Here is a 14,768-nt window from a genome sequence, read left to right on the forward strand (position 1 = left end):
GATTGATTCCTTAGCTCTTCGGGCGCTTGGCGCCGTACTTGGAACGACCCTGACGACGCTTGGCGACGCCAGCGGCGTCCAGCGAGCCGCGGACGGTGTGGTAACGCACACCCGGCAGGTCCTTGACACGGCCACCGCGGATCAGGACCACGGAGTGCTCCTGCAGGTTGTGGCCTTCGCCGCCGATGTAGCTGATGACCTCTTCCTGGTTGGTCAGTCGCACCTTGGCGACCTTGCGCAGGGCCGAGTTCGGCTTCTTCGGGGTGGTGGTGTAAACGCGCGTGCAAACGCCGCGACGCTGCGGACATTTGTCCAGCGCCGGGGAGGCACTCTTGTAGGTGGTCGCCTGCCGAGGCTTGCGAACCAGCTGATTGATTGTCGCCATCAGTGGATTCTTCTGAGTGGGTAAGGCCGTCGGGCCTTGTGCGTGAAAAAACGACAGCAGGCCGATTTCCGGCCCACTGAGACAGGGGAGTATAGCTGGCAGGCCAAATTTCCGTCAACCGCGCGGAATGGCGACCTGCTGGCCCGTCCGGGGCCTGAAAACGGAGGGCATCCTGCCCTCCATTTCACTGGTAGGCGGCGGCCTGGCCGGCCGCCGCCGGGGTGAGGCTTATTCCTCGCCGGCCGACTCGGACACCGGGGCCGCCTCGGCCGCCGGGGCGGAACCGGTGCCGGCCAGGGTCTCGATCTCGGAGTCGGTCAGGCCCGAGGCACGGCGACGGCGCTGGTTGTGGTAGGCCAGGCCGGTGCCGGCCGGGATCAGGCGACCGACGATCACGTTCTCCTTCAGGCCGCGCAGGTTGTCGCTGGTGCCGCGGACCGCCGCCTCGGTGAGGACGCGGGTGGTCTCCTGGAACGAGGCCGCCGAGATGAACGACTCGGTCGCCAGCGAGGCCTTGGTGATGCCCAGCAGCACCGGCTCGAACTTGGCCGGCAGCTCGTTGCGCGCGACCAGGCGGGCGTTCTCCTCGATGACGCGCTGGCGCTCGACCTGCTCGCCGTTGAGGAACTTGCTGCCGCCCTGGTCGGTGATCTCGACCTTGCGCAGCATCTGGCGGGTGATCACCTCGATGTGCTTGTCGTTGATCTTCACGCCCTGCAGGCGGTACACGTCCTGGATCTCCTTGACCAGGTAGGCCGCCAGCGGCTCCACGCCCAGCAAGCGCAGGATGTCCTGCGGGCTCGGCTCGCCGTCCACGATGGTCTCGCCCTTGGTCACGTGCTCGCCTTCGAACACGATGATCTGGCGGTACTTCGGGATCAGCTCCTCGTGCTCGTTGCCGTCGGTGTCCTTGATGATCAGGCGCTGCTTGCCCTTGGTGTCCTTGCCGAAGCTGATCACGCCCGAACGCTCGGCCAGGATCGCCGGATCCTTCGGCTTGCGCGCCTCGAACAGGTCGGCCACGCGCGGCAGACCGCCGGTGATGTCGCGGGTCTTGGACGCTTCCTGCGGGATCTTGGCGACCACGTCGCCGACGCCGACCGGCGCGCCGTCCTGCAGGTTCACGATCGAGCGCGGCGGCAGCAGGTACTGCGCCGGCAGGTCGGTGCCCGGGATGGTCAGGTCGTTGCCGTTCTTGTCGACGATCCGCACCAGCGGGCGCAGGTCCTTGCCCTGCGAGCCGCGGCGCTTCGGATCGGTGATCTCGCGCGAGGCCAGGCCGGTCAGCTCGTCGGTCTTCTCGATGACGGTGACGCCGTCGATGAAGTCGACGAAGCGGACGAAACCGGCCACTTCCGACACGATCGGGTGGTTGTGCGGATCCCAGTTGGCCACGGTCTGGCCGGCCTTGATCTCCGCGCCGTCCTTGACCGAGATGGTGGCGCCGTAGGGCAGCTTGTAGCGCTCGCGCTCGCGGCCGTGGCCGTCGAGCACCGAGATCTCGCCCGAACGCGACACCGCCACCAGCGTGCCGTTGGCGTGCTCGACCGACTTGAGGTTGTTGAACTTCACCGAGCCGGTGGTCTTGACGGTGATGTTGTCGACCGCCGCCGCACGCGAAGCCGCGCCGCCGATGTGGAACGTACGCATCGTCAGCTGGGTACCCGGCTCGCCGATCGACTGGGCGGCGATGACGCCGACCGCTTCGCCGATGTTGACCAGGTGGCCGCGCGCCAGGTCGCGGCCGTAGCAGCGCGAGCACACGCCGAACGGCGATTCGCAGGTGATCGTCGAGCGGACCTTGATGGTCTGCACGCCAGCCTCTTCCAGCCTGGCCACCCACTGCTCGTCGAGCAGCGTGTTGCGGGTGACGACCGGTTCCTCGTCGTTGCCCGGCAGGAACACGTCCTCGGCCACGACGCGGCCCAGCACGCGGTCGCGCAGCGGCTCGACCACGTCGCCGCCTTCCACGATCGGGATCATGGTCAGGCCGTCGGTGGTGCCGCAGTCGACCTCGGTGATCACCACGTCCTGCGCCACGTCGACCAGGCGGCGGGTCAGGTAACCGGAGTTCGCGGTCTTCAGCGCGGTATCGGCCAGGCCCTTGCGGGCGCCGTGGGTGGAGTTGAAGTACTCCTGCACGTTCAGGCCTTCGCGGAAGTTCGCCTTGATCGGCGTCTCGATGATCGAGCCGTCCGGGCGGGCCATCAGGCCGCGCATGCCGGCCAGCTGGCGGATCTGCGCCTGGCTACCGCGCGCGCCCGAGTCGGCCATGATGTACAGCGAGTTCATCGACTTCTGGTCGATGGTCTCGCCCTTGGCGTTGACCACCTTCTCGGTGCCGATGGTGTCCATCATCGCCTTGGCGATGCGCTCGTTGGTGCGCGACCAGATGTCGACCACCTTGTTGTAGCGCTCGCCGGCGGTGACCAGGCCCGACTGGTACTGCTCCTGGATCTCCAGCACTTCCTGCTCGGCCTCGCCCAGGATGTCCTTCTTCTCGGCCGGGATCAGCATGTCGTCGATGCCGATCGACACGCCGGCGCGGGTGGCGTAGGCGTAGCCGGTGTACATCAGCTTGTCGGCGAACACGACCGTGTCCTTCAGGCCGAGCATGCGGTAGCTGGAGTTGATCAGGCGCGAGATGTTCTTCTTGGTCATCTCGGTGTTGGCCAGCTCGAACGGCAGGCCTTCCGGCAGGATCTCGCTCAGCAGCGCGCGCCCGACCGTGGTGTCCACGATCGAGGTCTTGTTCTGCTTGCCGCCGTTCTCGTCGGTCACCACCTCGGTGATGCGGACCTTGACCTTGGCGTGCAGTTCCACCACGCGGTTGTCATAGGCGCGCTTCACCTCGTTGGTATTGGCGAACACCATGCCCTCGCCCTTCTTGTTCTCCAGGGCGCGGCTCATGTAGTACAGGCCCAGCACCACGTCCTGCGACGGCACGATGATCGGCTCGCCGTTGGCCGGCGACAGGATGTTGTTGGTGGACATCATCAGCGCGCGCGCTTCCAGCTGGGCTTCCAGCGAGAGCGGCACGTGCACGGCCATCTGGTCGCCGTCGAAGTCGGCGTTGAACGCGGTGCAGACCAGCGGGTGCAGCTGGATCGCCTTGCCCTCGATCAGCACCGGCTCGAACGCCTGGATGCCCAGGCGGTGCAGGGTCGGCGCGCGGTTCAGCAGCACCGGATGCTCGCGGATGACCTCTTCCAGGATGTCCCAGACGTCGCCTTCCTCGCGCTCGACCAGCTTCTTGGCGGCCTTGATCGTGGTGGCCAGGCCGCGGCGCTGCAGCTTGGCGAAGACGAACGGCTTGAACAGCTCCAGCGCCATCTTCTTCGGCAGGCCGCACTGGTGCAGCTTCAGGTACGGACCGACGGTGATCACCGAACGGCCGGAGTAGTCCACGCGCTTGCCGAGCAGGTTCTGGCGGAACCGGCCCTGCTTGCCCTTGATCATGTCGGCCAGCGACTTGAGCGGGCGCTTGTTGGTGCCGGTGATGGCGCGGCCGCGGCGGCCGTTGTCCAGCAGCGCGTCGACCGACTCCTGCAGCATGCGCTTCTCGTTGCGCACGATGATGTCCGGCGCGTTCAGCTCCAGCAGCCGGCGCAGGCGGTTGTTGCGGTTGATGACGCGGCGGTACAGGTCGTTCAGGTCGGAGGTCGCGAAGCGGCCGCCATCCAGCGGCACCAGCGGGCGCAGGTCCGGCGGCAGCACCGGCAGCACGGTCATGACCATCCACTCCGGGCGGTTGCCGGACTCGATGAAGGCCTCGATCAGCTTGATGCGCTTGGTCAGGCGCTTGAGCTTGGTCTCCGAGCCGGTGCCGGCGATCTCCTCGCGCAGGCGGGTCATCTCCGACTGCAGGTCGATCGTGCGCAGCAGTTCGTACACGGCTTCGGCGCCCATCGCGGCGTCGAAGTCGTCGCCGTGCTCCTGGCGCGCCTGCAGGTACTGCTCCTCGGTCAGCAGCTGGCGGCGCTCCAGGGCGGTCAGGCCCGGCTCGGTCACCACGTAGGCTTCGAAGTACAGCACGCGCTCGATGTCGCGCAGGGTCATGTCCAGCATCAGGCCGATGCGCGACGGCAGCGACTTGAGGAACCAGATGTGCGCGACCGGCGAGGCCAGGTCGATGTGGCCCATGCGCTCGCGGCGTACCTTGGCCAGGGTCACTTCGGTGCCGCACTTCTCGCAGACCACGCCGCGGTGCTTCATGCGCTTGTACTTGCCGCACAGGCACTCGTAGTCCTTGATCGGGCCGAAGATGGCGGCGCAGAACAGGCCGTCGCGCTCCGGCTTGAAGGTACGGTAGTTGATGGTTTCCGGCTTCTTCACTTCGCCGAACGACCAGGAACGGATCAGGTCGGGCGAAGCCAGACCGATCTTGATCGCGTCGAAGTCCAGCGTCTGGCGCTGCTGGTTGAAGAGGTTGAGCAGGTCTTTCATTTGATATCTCCGGGTCGGAGGAATTCGTTTCGGGACTGGACGGTCAGGGCTGTCTACGGGGCCCGGGAGCACGGCTCCGGGCCCCGGCTTCTCAGTTCTCTTCCAGCTCCATGTTGATGCCCAGCGAGCGGATTTCCTTCACCAGCACGTTGAAGGACTCCGGCATGCCCGCGACCATCTCGTGCGCGCCGTCGACGATGTTCTTGTACATCTGGTTGCGGCCCTGCACGTCGTCGGACTTCACCGTCAGCATTTCCTGCAGGGTGTAGGCCGCGCCGTAGGCTTCCAGCGCCCAGACTTCCATCTCGCCGAAGCGCTGGCCGCCGAACTGCGCCTTGCCGCCCAGCGGCTGCTGGGTGACGAGCGAGTACGGGCCGGTCGAGCGGGCGTGCATCTTGTCGTCGACCAGGTGGTTCAGCTTCAGGTAGTGCATGTAGCCGACCGTGGTCTTGCGATCGAACGCCTCGCCGGTACGCCCGTCGTACAGCTGCATCTGGGTCTTGCTGGCGTTGAAGCCGAGCAGTTCCGTCTCCGCGTCGCCGTCCGGGTAGGCCAGGTCCAGCATCTCGCGGATCTCGTCCTCGTGCGCGCCGTCGAACACCGGCGTCGCCATCGGCACGCCGTCGGTCAGGTTGCGGGCCAGGGCCAGCAGCTCGTCGTCGCTGAACTGCGACAGGTCCACGCGATCGCCGGCCACGCGCTTGTCGTGGTTGTAGATCTTGCCGAGGAACTCGCGCAGCTCGCTCACCGCGCGCTGCTGCTCCAGCATCTTCTGGATGCGCTTGCCCAGGCCCTTGGCGGCCCAGCCCAGGTGCACCTCGAGGATCTGGCCGATGTTCATGCGGCTCGGCACGCCCAGCGGGTTGAGGCAGATGTCGACCGAGGTGCCGTCGGCCATGTACGGCATGTCCTCCACCGGCACCACGTTGGACACCACGCCCTTGTTGCCGTGGCGGCCGGCCATCTTGTCGCCCGGCTGGATGCGGCGCTTCACGGCCAGGAACACCTTGACCATCTTCAGCACGCCCGGGGCGAGGTCGTCGCCCTGGGTGATCTTGCCGCGCTTGTCGGCGAAACGGGCCTCGAATTCCTTCTCGTGCACCTGGATCTGCTTCTGGGCGCGCTCGATCGCGTCGGCCGCGTCCTCGTCCTTCATGCGCAGCTGGAACCAGTCGGACTTCTTCAGCCCGTCCAGGTAGGCATCGGTGACGACGTCGCCCTTCTTCAGGCCGGCGCCGCCGTTGGCGACCTTGCCGACGATCTGCGAGCGCAGGCGCGCGTAGATCGCCGCCTCCAGGATGCGGAACTGGTCGTCGAAGTCCTTCTTGACGCGCTTGATCTCGTTCTCCTCGATCTGGCGGGCGCGCTTGTCCTTCTCGATGCCGTCGCGGGTGAAGACCTGCACGTCGATGACGGTGCCGTCCATGCCCGGCGGCACGCGCAGCGAGCTGTCCTTAACGTCGGAGGCCTTCTCGCCGAAGATCGCGCGCAGCAGCTTCTCTTCCGGGGTCAGCTGGCTCTCGCCCTTCGGCGTGACCTTGCCGACCAGGATGTCGCCGGCGCGCACTTCCGCGCCGATGTACACCACGCCGCTCTCGTCCAGGCGGTTCAGCGCCTGCTCGGAGACGTTCGGGATGTCGGCGGAGATCTCCTCCGGCCCCAGCTTGGTGTCGCGCGCGACGCAGGTCAGCTCCTCGATGTGGATCGTGGTGTAGCGATCCTCTTCCACCACGCGCTCGGAGAGCAGGATGGAGTCCTCGAAGTTGTAGCCGTTCCACGGCATGAACGCGATCAGCATGTTCTGGCCCAGGGCCAGCTCGCCGATGTCGGTGGACGGGCCGTCCGCCAGCACGTCGCCGCGCGCCACCACGTCGCCCACGTTCACCAGCGGACGCTGGTTGATGCAGGTGTTCTGGTTGGAGCGGGTGTACTTGATCAGGTTGTAGATGTCCACGCCGGCATCGGTGGCGCCGACGATCTCGTCCTCGTTGACCTTGACCACGATGCGGGCCGCGTCGATCTGCTCGATCACGCCGCCGCGGCGGGCGTTCACGGTCACGCCCGAGTCGCGCGCCACGGCGCGCTCGATGCCGGTGCCGACCAGCGGCTTCTGCGCGCGCAGCGTCGGCACGGCCTGGCGCTGCATGTTCGCGCCCATCAGCGCGCGGTTGGCGTCGTCGTGCTCGAGGAACGGCACCAGCGCCGCGGCGACCGACACGGTCTGCATCGGCGAGACGTCCATGTAGTGCACGTCCGCCGGCGGCTTCAGCAGCGACTCGCCCTGGAAGCGGCACGGCACGAACTGCTCGGTCAGCTGGCCCTTGGCGTCGGTCAGCGCATTGGCCTGCGCGATGACGTACTCGTTCTCCTCGATCGCCGACAGGTACTCGACCTCGTCGGTGACCTTGCCGTCCACGACCTTGCGGTACGGCGTCTCGAGGAAGCCGTACTTGTTGGTGCGGGCGAACACCGCCAGCGAGTTGATCAGGCCGATGTTCGGGCCTTCCGGGGTCTCGATGGTGCAGACGCGGCCGTAGTGGGTCGGGTGCACGTCGCGCACTTCGAAGCCGGCGCGCTCGCGGGTCAGGCCGCCCGGGCCCAGCGCCGAGACGCGGCGCTTGTGGGTGACTTCCGACAGCGGGTTGTTCTGGTCCATGAACTGCGACAGCTGCGAGGAGCCGAAGAACTCCTTGATCGCGGCGGCCACCGGCTTGGCGTTGATCAGCTCCTGCGGGGTCAGGCCCTCGGACTCGGCCATCGACAGGCGCTCCTTGACCGCGCGCTCGACGCGGACCAGGCCGACGCGGAACACGTTCTCGGCCATCTCGCCGACCGAACGCACGCGGCGGTTGCCCAGGTGGTCGATGTCGTCGACCACGCCGCGGCCGTTGCGGATCTCGCACAGCACCTTGATGACGTCGAGGATGTCGCTGGTATCGCCGTGCGCGGCGACCAGGCGCTTGGCTTCCTCGTCGTTGCGCTCGCCGAAGTACTTGTGGTCGTACAGCACGGCCTCGCCGGTGACTTCCTTGCGGCCGACGCGGCGATTGAACTTCATGCGGCCGACCGTGGACAGGTCGTAGCGCTCGAAGGTGAAGAACAGGTTGTGGAACAGGTTCTGCGCGGCGTCCTTGGTCGGCGGCTCGCCCGGGCGCATCATGCGGTAGATCTCGACCAGCGCCTCGAGCTGGGTCTTGGTCGGGTCGATGCGCAGCGTGTTGGACAGGTACGGGCCGCGGTCGAGGTCGTTCACCCACAGGGTGCCGACCGCGTCGACGCCGGCCTTGCGGAACGCGGCCAGCTGGTCCTCGGTGATCTCGTCGTTGGCGTTGGCCAGCAGCTCGCCGGTCGAGGCGTCGACCACGTCGTGCGACAGGATGCGGCCGAGCAGGTACTCGTCCGGTACAGCCAGCGCGGCGATGCCCGAGGCTTCAAGCTGCTTCACGTGGCGCGCGGTGATGCGCTTGCCGGCCTCGACGATCACGCGGTCGCCGTCGGCCAGGTCGAAGTTCAGCGTCTCGCCGCGCAGGCGCTCGGGCACCAGCTCGAGCTGCACGCCCTCGTCCGGGTTGATGTGGAACGTGTTGATCTCGAAGAACTCGTTCAGCATCTCCTCGTTGGAGTAGCCGAGCGCGCGCAGCAGGATCGACACCGGCAGCTTGCGGCGGCGGTCGATGCGGGTGAACAGCGCGTCCTTCGGGTCGAACTCGAAGTCCAGCCACGAGCCGCGGTAGGGGATGATGCGGGCGCTGTACAGCAGCTTGCCCGAGCTGTGGGTCTTGCCGCGGTCGTGGTCGAAGAACACGCCCGGCGAACGGTGCAGCTGCGACACGATGACGCGCTCGGTGCCGTTCACGATGAACGTACCGTTCTCGGTCATCAGCGGGATCTCGCCCAGGTAGACTTCCTGCTCCTTGACGTACTTGATCGCCTTGGTCGACGACTCGCGGTCGTAGATCACCAGGCGCACGGTCACGCGCAGCGGCGCGCCGTAGCTCATGCCGCGCTGGCGGCACTCGCGCTCGTCGAACACCGGCTCGCCCAGCTTGTAGCCGACGTATTCCAGCGCGGCGTTGCCGCTGTAGCTGACGATCGGGAACACCGACTTCAGGGCTGCATGCAGGCCGAGGTCCTTGCGCTTGCTCGGCTCGACGTCTTCCTGCAGGAATTCGCGATAGGAATCCACCTGGATCGCAAGCAGGAACGGCACTTCGAGGATCGAGCGCTGCTTGCCGAAGTCCTTGCGGATACGCTTCTTTTCGGTGAACGAATAGGACGTCATGAGGTCTTCCACCTTGGGCTGTACGGGCCGCGCGTCCGCGGCCGTGGGATCACAAAAAGAACCGCGCGCATGGATGTGCGCCGCTCTTGTGAGGGAATCACGCTTAAGTTGTCAGTTGGAAGTCGCTGGTATTGCCGGCACCAGCACGCCATCTCCCGCTACTTCCAACTACCAACTCCGGGAACTGCAAGTTGGGTTTTCGCGCGTTACGGAACGTTGGATCCCGTAACGGCCAAAGGCCGGGGGCTTTCGCCCCCAGCCTTCAGTGCATCGCCGTGAACGGCTGGCGATGCAAGGCGCTGCTTACTTGACCTCGACGGTCGCGCCGGCAGCTTCCAGGTCCTTCTTCATCTTCTCGGCGTCTTCCTTCGACACGCCTTCCTTCAGGACGCCGCCGGCCTCGGTGAGGTCCTTGGCTTCCTTCAGGCCCAGGCCGGTGATGGCGCGGACGGCCTTGATGACGTCGACCTTCTTGTCGCCGGCGCTCTTCAGGGTGACGGTGAACTCGGTCTGCTCTTCGACCGGGGCGGCGGCGGCGGCCGGGCCGGCGGCGACCACCGGAGCGGCGGCGGAAACGCCGAACTTCTCTTCGATGGCCTTGACCAGCTCCATCACTTCCATCAGGGACTTCTCGGCGATGGCGTCGACGATCTGCTCGTTGGTAAGGGACATTGTGATTACCTTTGGAAAATTTTCTGGATGGGGGTTCAGATCACTGAACCGCTAGACATCGAACTCAGGCGGTCTCGGCGGCCGGCTCGGCAGCGGCGGTTTCGCCACCACCCTGCTTGTCGGCCACGGCCTTGACGGCGCGCGCGAACATGGCGGCCGGCTCGGACAGGACGCGGGCCAGCATGGCCAGGGCCTGTTCGCGGGTCGGCAGCGAGGCCAGCACGTCGACGTGGCTCGCCGGGAACACTTCACCGCCAATCGCCACGACCTTCGCCTGCAGCTTGTCGTTGTTCTTGGCGGCTTCCTTGATCAGGCGACCGGCGGCGCCGGGCTCCTCGAGCGAGAACGCATACAGCAGCGGACCAACCAGCTTGTCCTTGGCGACTGCGAACTCGGTGCCTTCGACGGCGCGCGCGGCCAGGGTGTTCTTGACAACCTTCAAGAAAACACCGGTCTCGCGGGCCTGCTTGCGCATCGCGGTCATCTGGGCGACCGTGGTGCCAGCGTATTCGGCGGCGATCAAGGAGTGGGCCTTGGCGGCGATGTCTGCCAGCTCGGCGACTACTTCTTGCTTCTGGGACAGATTGAGAGCCATTGTCACTCCTCATGTGAACTCCGCTCACGGCTCCTGCCGCTTGCGGTCCAGGGCGGCATCCTTCCTGGACGCCGGGAACATCGGGACGATGTTCCGGTGGTGGCCGTTCTAGACCTGGAGTGGGCCAACCTGGGTTGCCCCAGACGTGCGTGAACCAGAAAAACTCCAGAAGGGCGACACCATCTGCGCAGGCGGGCTCCCGGGGGAACCGATTAAGCGATCTGCGGGCTGCCGGCGGCGACTCCCTGCCGTGTCGAGCTTCCGTGCCCGTCGCCGGTGACCTTCAGACCGCGCCTGCGGTCTTTGACGGCTGCGCCGCGATGGATCGCGGCGTTGCCTTCAAATGTTGCCTTCGTCCTGCCGGGGGGCGGGAATTCGGGCGTGCTTCGATTTTCTTGCAACAACGTTTCAGTCGTCGGACCGTCGCTTCCGCGAAGGCGGGAGCCCGGCGACTTCAATGCGACCTGCACGGAAGCCGCTGGACCTGCGATCCCCGGCCCAAGCGCATAGCGCTCGGGCGCGGGGTGACGGTTTGACGAAGCCGGAGCCGCTGGGCGGCGCCGGGTCAAATCGTCACTTCAACGCCAGCGAGGACTGGTCGACGGTGACGCCCGGGCCCATGGTCGAGCTCAGCGACACCTTCTGCAGGTAGGTACCCTTCGAGGTGGCCGGCTTGGCCTTGATCAGGTCGGCCAGCAGCGCCTGCAGGTTGGTCTTCAGGGCTTCGTCGTCGAAGCTCACCTTGCCGATCGTGCAGTGGATGATGCCGGCCTTGTCGGTGCGGTAGCGGACCTGGCCCGACTTGGCGTTCTTGACCGCCTCGCCCGGGTTCGGCGACACGGTGCCGACCTTCGGGTTCGGCATCAGGCCGCGCGGGCCCAGCACCGTACCCAGCTTGCCCACCACGCGCATGGCGTCCGGGGTCGCGATCACCACGTCGTAGTTCAGGTCACCGGCCTGCATCTTCTCGGCCAGGTCGTCCATGCCGACCGCATCGGCACCGGCGGCCAGGGCCTCGTCGGCCTTGGCACCGGCCGGGGCGAACACCGCCACGCGCACGCTCTTGCCGGTACCGGCCGGCAGCACGGTCGAGCCGCGCACCTGCTGGTCCGACTTCTTGGCGTCCACGCCCAGGCGCACGGCGACGTCGACGGACTCGACGAACTTGGCCTTGGTGGCGGTCTTCAGGATCTTGATCGCGTCCTCGAAGGCGTACGCCTTGCCCGGGACCACGGCGGCCTTGATGGCCTTCTCACGCTTGGTCTGTGCCATCGAATTAACCCTCCACCACCAGGCCCATGGAACGGGCCGAGCCCGCGATCGTACGCACCGCCGCGTCCAGGTCGGCCGCGGTCAGGTCGGGCTCCTTCGCCTTGGCGATCTCTTCGAGCTGCTTGCGGGTCACCTTGCCCACCTTCTCGGTGTTCGGGCGCTTGGAGCCCGAGCTGATGCCGGCGGCCTTCTTGAGCAGCACGGTGGCCGGGGTGCTCTTGGTGACGAAGGTGAAGGTACGGTCCGAATAGGCCGTGATGATGACCGGGGTCGGCAGGCCCGGCTCGAGCTTCTGCGTGGCGGCGTTGAACGCCTTGCAGAACTCCATGATGTTCAGGCCGCGCTGACCCAGCGCAGGACCGACCGGCGGCGAGGGGTTGGCCTGACCGGCCTTCACCTGCAGCTTGATGTAACCGACAACTTTCTTTGCCATCTCGATTGTCTCCGGGTGCTAGCGCCTTGACCGCAGGCTCCCCATCGCGCCGGGAAAATCACGCGTCCCGACATCGCGTTTTCACTTCCTTGACCACGCACAAGGCCGCCCATCGGAGCGGCCATGGCGTTGCGGCTGAATCAGCGAGCCGCTCAGCATAACAGATTTTGGCCGCCCATGCTGAATGGGCGGCAGGGCCAGGATCAGCTCTTCTCGACCTGGCCGAATTCCAGCTCCACCGGGGTGGAGCGGCCGAAGATCAGCACCGCCACGCGCAGGCGGCTCTTCTCGTAGTTGACTTCCTCGACCACGCCATTGAAGTCGTTGAACGGGCCGTCGGTGACGCGGACCATCTGGCCCGGCTCGAACAGCACCTTCGGGCGCGGCTTCTCGACGCCTTCCTGGACGCGATCCAGGATGTGGGCCGCCTCCTCGTCGCGAATCGGCAGCGGGCGATCGGCGGTACCGCCGATGAAACCCATCACGCGCGGAGTTTCCTTGACCAGGTGCCAGCTCTCGTTGTCGATGCGCGGGATGCCGGCCTCGTCGTGGGTCTCGATCTGCACCAGGACGTAGCCCGGGAAGAACTTGCGCTCGGAACGGCGCTTCTGGCCGGAACGCATCTCCACGACCTCTTCGGTCGGCACCAGCACCTCGCCGAAGCGCTCCTGCATCTCGTTGCGGACGATGCGATCGCGCAAGGCCTGCGCCACCGACTTCTCGAAGCCAGAGTAGGCGTGAACGACGTACCAACGCTTCACTGTTCGATTCTCCTCAACGCGCCAGGAACCACTGCGTGAGCTTCTGGATGACGAAGTCGAAGCCCCCCAGCAGCAGGCTCAGGATGATGACCACGACGATGACGACCCACGTGGTGCGGATGGCCTCCTGACGGGTCGGCCAGACCACCTTGCGCAGCTCGAAGCGGGATTCGGACAGGAACCCGCGCGTGTCGCGCCCCTTGGCCGTGCCCAGGAACACGAGGATCGAGGCCACCAGCCCGACCACGACGGCCAGGCCGCGCAGCTGCGACGTCCAGGTACCCAACTGGGCGGAACGCTCCGGCGCGGAGAACCAGAACCAAACGAACAGCCCCGCGAGCAGGAGCACCGCGGAGATCACGTACTTGGCAATGTCGCCACCGGAAGCGGCGCCCTTGGAAGGTTCGATTTTGCTGTTCATCCGGCTTCTGGTTACCGATCTGGCCCGGTTTCTGGGGCGGGACAGCGGGAGTGGCACGCCAGGAGGGACTCGAACCCCCAACCTGCGGTTTTGGAGACCGCTGCTCTGCCAATTGAGCTACTGGCGTATGAACTCTTTATCGCTAACCCTTTAGACAACGAAGGCGGACCGATGTTCAGCCGGCCCGCCGCGTTCTTTGCCTAGTCGCTGGCCCCGCCTGGCGGGCTGCCGTCCGGCAAAGGCGTCCAGGCCGAGGCCGGGACGCGCCTTACATCACTTGGTGATCTTCGAGACCACGCCGGCGCCGACGGTACGGCCGCCTTCGCGGATCGCGAAGCGCAGGCCCTCGTCCATCGCCACCGGGTTGATCAGCGTGACCGACATCTTCACGTTGTCGCCCGGCATCACCATCTCCACGCCCTCCGGCAGCTGCACCGCGCCGGTGATGTCCGTGGTACGGAAGTAGAACTGCGGACGGTAGCCCTTGAAGAACGGGGTGTGGCGGCCGCCCTCGTCCTTCGACAGCACGTACACCTCCGCGTCGAACTCGGTGTGCGGGGTGATCGAGCCCGGCTTGGCCAGCACCTGGCCACGCTCCACCTCGTCACGCTTGGTGCCGCGCAGCAGCAGGCCCGCGTTGTCGCCCGCCTGGCCCTGCTCCAGCAGCTTGCGGAACATTTCCACGCCGGTCACGGTGGTCTTCTGGGTCGGACGGATGCCCACGATCTCGATTTCGTCGCCCACCTTGATCACGCCGCGCTCGATACGGCCAGTCACCACGGTGCCGCGGCCCGAGATCGAGAACACGTCTTCCACCGGCATCAGGAACGGCTTGTCGATGTCGCGCTCCGGCGTCGGGATCCAGGTGTCCAGCGCGTCCACCAGCTTGATGATCGCCGGCACGCCGATCTCCGACTGGTCGCCTTCCAGCGCCAGGCGGGCCGAGCCCTTGATGATCGGGGTGTCGTCGCCCGGGAACTCGTACTTGCTCAGCAGCTCGCGCACTTCCATCTCCACCAGCTCGAGCAGCTCGGCGTCATCCACCATGTCCGCCTTGTTCAGGAACACGACGATGTACGGCACGCCCACCTGGCGCGACAGCAGGATGTGCTCGCGGGTCTGCGGCATCGGGCCGTCCGCGGCCGAGCACACCAGGATCGCGCCGTCCATCTGCGCCGCACCGGTGATCATGTTCTTCACGTAGTCGGCGTGACCCGGGCAGTCCACGTGCGCGTAGTGGCGGGTCGGGCTTTCGTATTCCACGTGCGCCGTCGAGATCGTGATGCCGCGCGCCTTCTCTTCCGGCGCCGCGTCGATCGCGTCGTACGCCTTGAACTCGCCACCGAAACGCTCTGCGCCGATCTTCGTCAGGGCAGCCGTCAGCGTGGTCTTGCCGTGGTCGACGTGACCGATGGTGCCGACGTTGACGTGCGGCTTGGTGCGCTCGAACTTACCCTTGGCCATGGCTGCTTCTTCTCGGTGATCGTTGAATGTGGTGGCG

The 14,768-nt window shown here is 66.3% G+C and carries 10 protein-coding genes and 1 tRNA gene; all 11 read right to left on the bottom strand.

Annotated elements, in window-relative coordinates:
- Positions 1–10: 10 nt before the first annotated feature.
- Positions 11–385 (bottom strand): 30S ribosomal protein S12, encoded by a 375-nt coding sequence (gene rpsL / locus M3M27_RS15960; protein ID WP_003469157.1) that lies wholly within the window; start codon positions 383–385, stop codon positions 11–13.
- A 228-nt stretch (positions 386–613) separates the two neighbouring features.
- Positions 614–4,831 (bottom strand): DNA-directed RNA polymerase subunit beta', encoded by a 4,218-nt coding sequence (rpoC, locus tag M3M27_RS15965; RefSeq protein WP_140723636.1) that lies wholly within the window; start codon positions 4,829–4,831, stop codon positions 614–616.
- A gap of 91 nt (positions 4,832–4,922) precedes the next feature.
- Positions 4,923–9,113, bottom strand: coding sequence for a DNA-directed RNA polymerase subunit beta (gene rpoB / locus M3M27_RS15970; protein ID WP_140723639.1), 4,191 nt, complete (start codon positions 9,111–9,113; stop codon positions 4,923–4,925).
- A 303-nt stretch (positions 9,114–9,416) separates the two neighbouring features.
- Positions 9,417–9,785, bottom strand: coding sequence for a 50S ribosomal protein L7/L12 (gene rplL / locus M3M27_RS15975; protein ID WP_140723643.1), 369 nt, complete (start codon positions 9,783–9,785; stop codon positions 9,417–9,419).
- A 64-nt stretch (positions 9,786–9,849) separates the two neighbouring features.
- Entirely contained in the window at positions 9,850–10,380 is a 531-nt protein-coding gene (gene rplJ / locus M3M27_RS15980; RefSeq protein WP_140723646.1) for a 50S ribosomal protein L10, read from the bottom strand.
- Between the two features lie 573 nt (positions 10,381–10,953).
- Positions 10,954–11,652, bottom strand: a complete 699-nt coding sequence (gene rplA, locus M3M27_RS15985) for a 50S ribosomal protein L1 (protein WP_434026247.1) — start codon at positions 11,650–11,652, stop codon at positions 10,954–10,956.
- A 4-nt stretch (positions 11,653–11,656) separates the two neighbouring features.
- Entirely contained in the window at positions 11,657–12,085 is a 429-nt protein-coding gene (gene rplK, locus M3M27_RS15990; protein ID WP_140723652.1) for a 50S ribosomal protein L11, read from the bottom strand.
- A 203-nt stretch (positions 12,086–12,288) separates the two neighbouring features.
- Positions 12,289–12,846 (bottom strand): transcription termination/antitermination protein NusG, encoded by a 558-nt coding sequence (gene nusG, locus M3M27_RS15995; protein ID WP_140723657.1) that lies wholly within the window; start codon positions 12,844–12,846, stop codon positions 12,289–12,291.
- A 13-nt stretch (positions 12,847–12,859) separates the two neighbouring features.
- The gene (gene secE, locus M3M27_RS16000) at positions 12,860–13,267 is read right to left on the bottom strand and encodes a preprotein translocase subunit SecE (protein WP_140723660.1); all 408 of its coding nucleotides are present in this window, start codon (positions 13,265–13,267) and stop codon (positions 12,860–12,862) included.
- Positions 13,268–13,318: 51 nt separating this feature from the next.
- Positions 13,319–13,394, bottom strand: a tRNA-Trp gene (locus M3M27_RS16005).
- Between the two features lie 146 nt (positions 13,395–13,540).
- Positions 13,541–14,731, bottom strand: coding sequence for an elongation factor Tu (gene tuf / locus M3M27_RS16010; protein ID WP_140723624.1), 1,191 nt, complete (start codon positions 14,729–14,731; stop codon positions 13,541–13,543).
- Positions 14,732–14,768: the final 37 nt, after the last annotated feature.

Origin of the sequence: Xanthomonas boreopolis (assembly GCF_046529185.1) — a bacterium.
Taxonomy (GTDB): Bacteria; Pseudomonadota; Gammaproteobacteria; order Xanthomonadales; family Xanthomonadaceae; genus Pseudomonas_S; species Pseudomonas_S boreopolis.

Bases quoted from the DNA above. Each gene is read 5' to 3' on its own strand.
- secE (WP_140723660.1), bottom strand. From the start codon at position 13,267: ATGAACAGCAAAATCGAACCTTCCAAGGGCGCCGCTTCCGGTGGCGAC.
- rpoB (WP_140723639.1), bottom strand. From the start codon at position 9,113: ATGACGTCCTATTCGTTCACCGAAAAGAAGCGTATCCGCAAGGACTTC.
- rplA (WP_434026247.1), bottom strand. From the start codon at position 11,652: ATGGCACAGACCAAGCGTGAGAAGGCCATCAAGGCCGCCGTGGTCCCG.
- rpoC (WP_140723636.1), bottom strand. From the start codon at position 4,831: ATGAAAGACCTGCTCAACCTCTTCAACCAGCAGCGCCAGACGCTGGAC.
- rplK (WP_140723652.1), bottom strand. From the start codon at position 12,085: ATGGCAAAGAAAGTTGTCGGTTACATCAAGCTGCAGGTGAAGGCCGGT.
- tuf (WP_140723624.1), bottom strand. From the start codon at position 14,731: ATGGCCAAGGGTAAGTTCGAGCGCACCAAGCCGCACGTCAACGTCGGC.
- rplJ (WP_140723646.1), bottom strand. From the start codon at position 10,380: ATGGCTCTCAATCTGTCCCAGAAGCAAGAAGTAGTCGCCGAGCTGGCA.
- rplL (WP_140723643.1), bottom strand. From the start codon at position 9,785: ATGTCCCTTACCAACGAGCAGATCGTCGACGCCATCGCCGAGAAGTCC.
- rpsL (WP_003469157.1), bottom strand. From the start codon at position 385: ATGGCGACAATCAATCAGCTGGTTCGCAAGCCTCGGCAGGCGACCACC.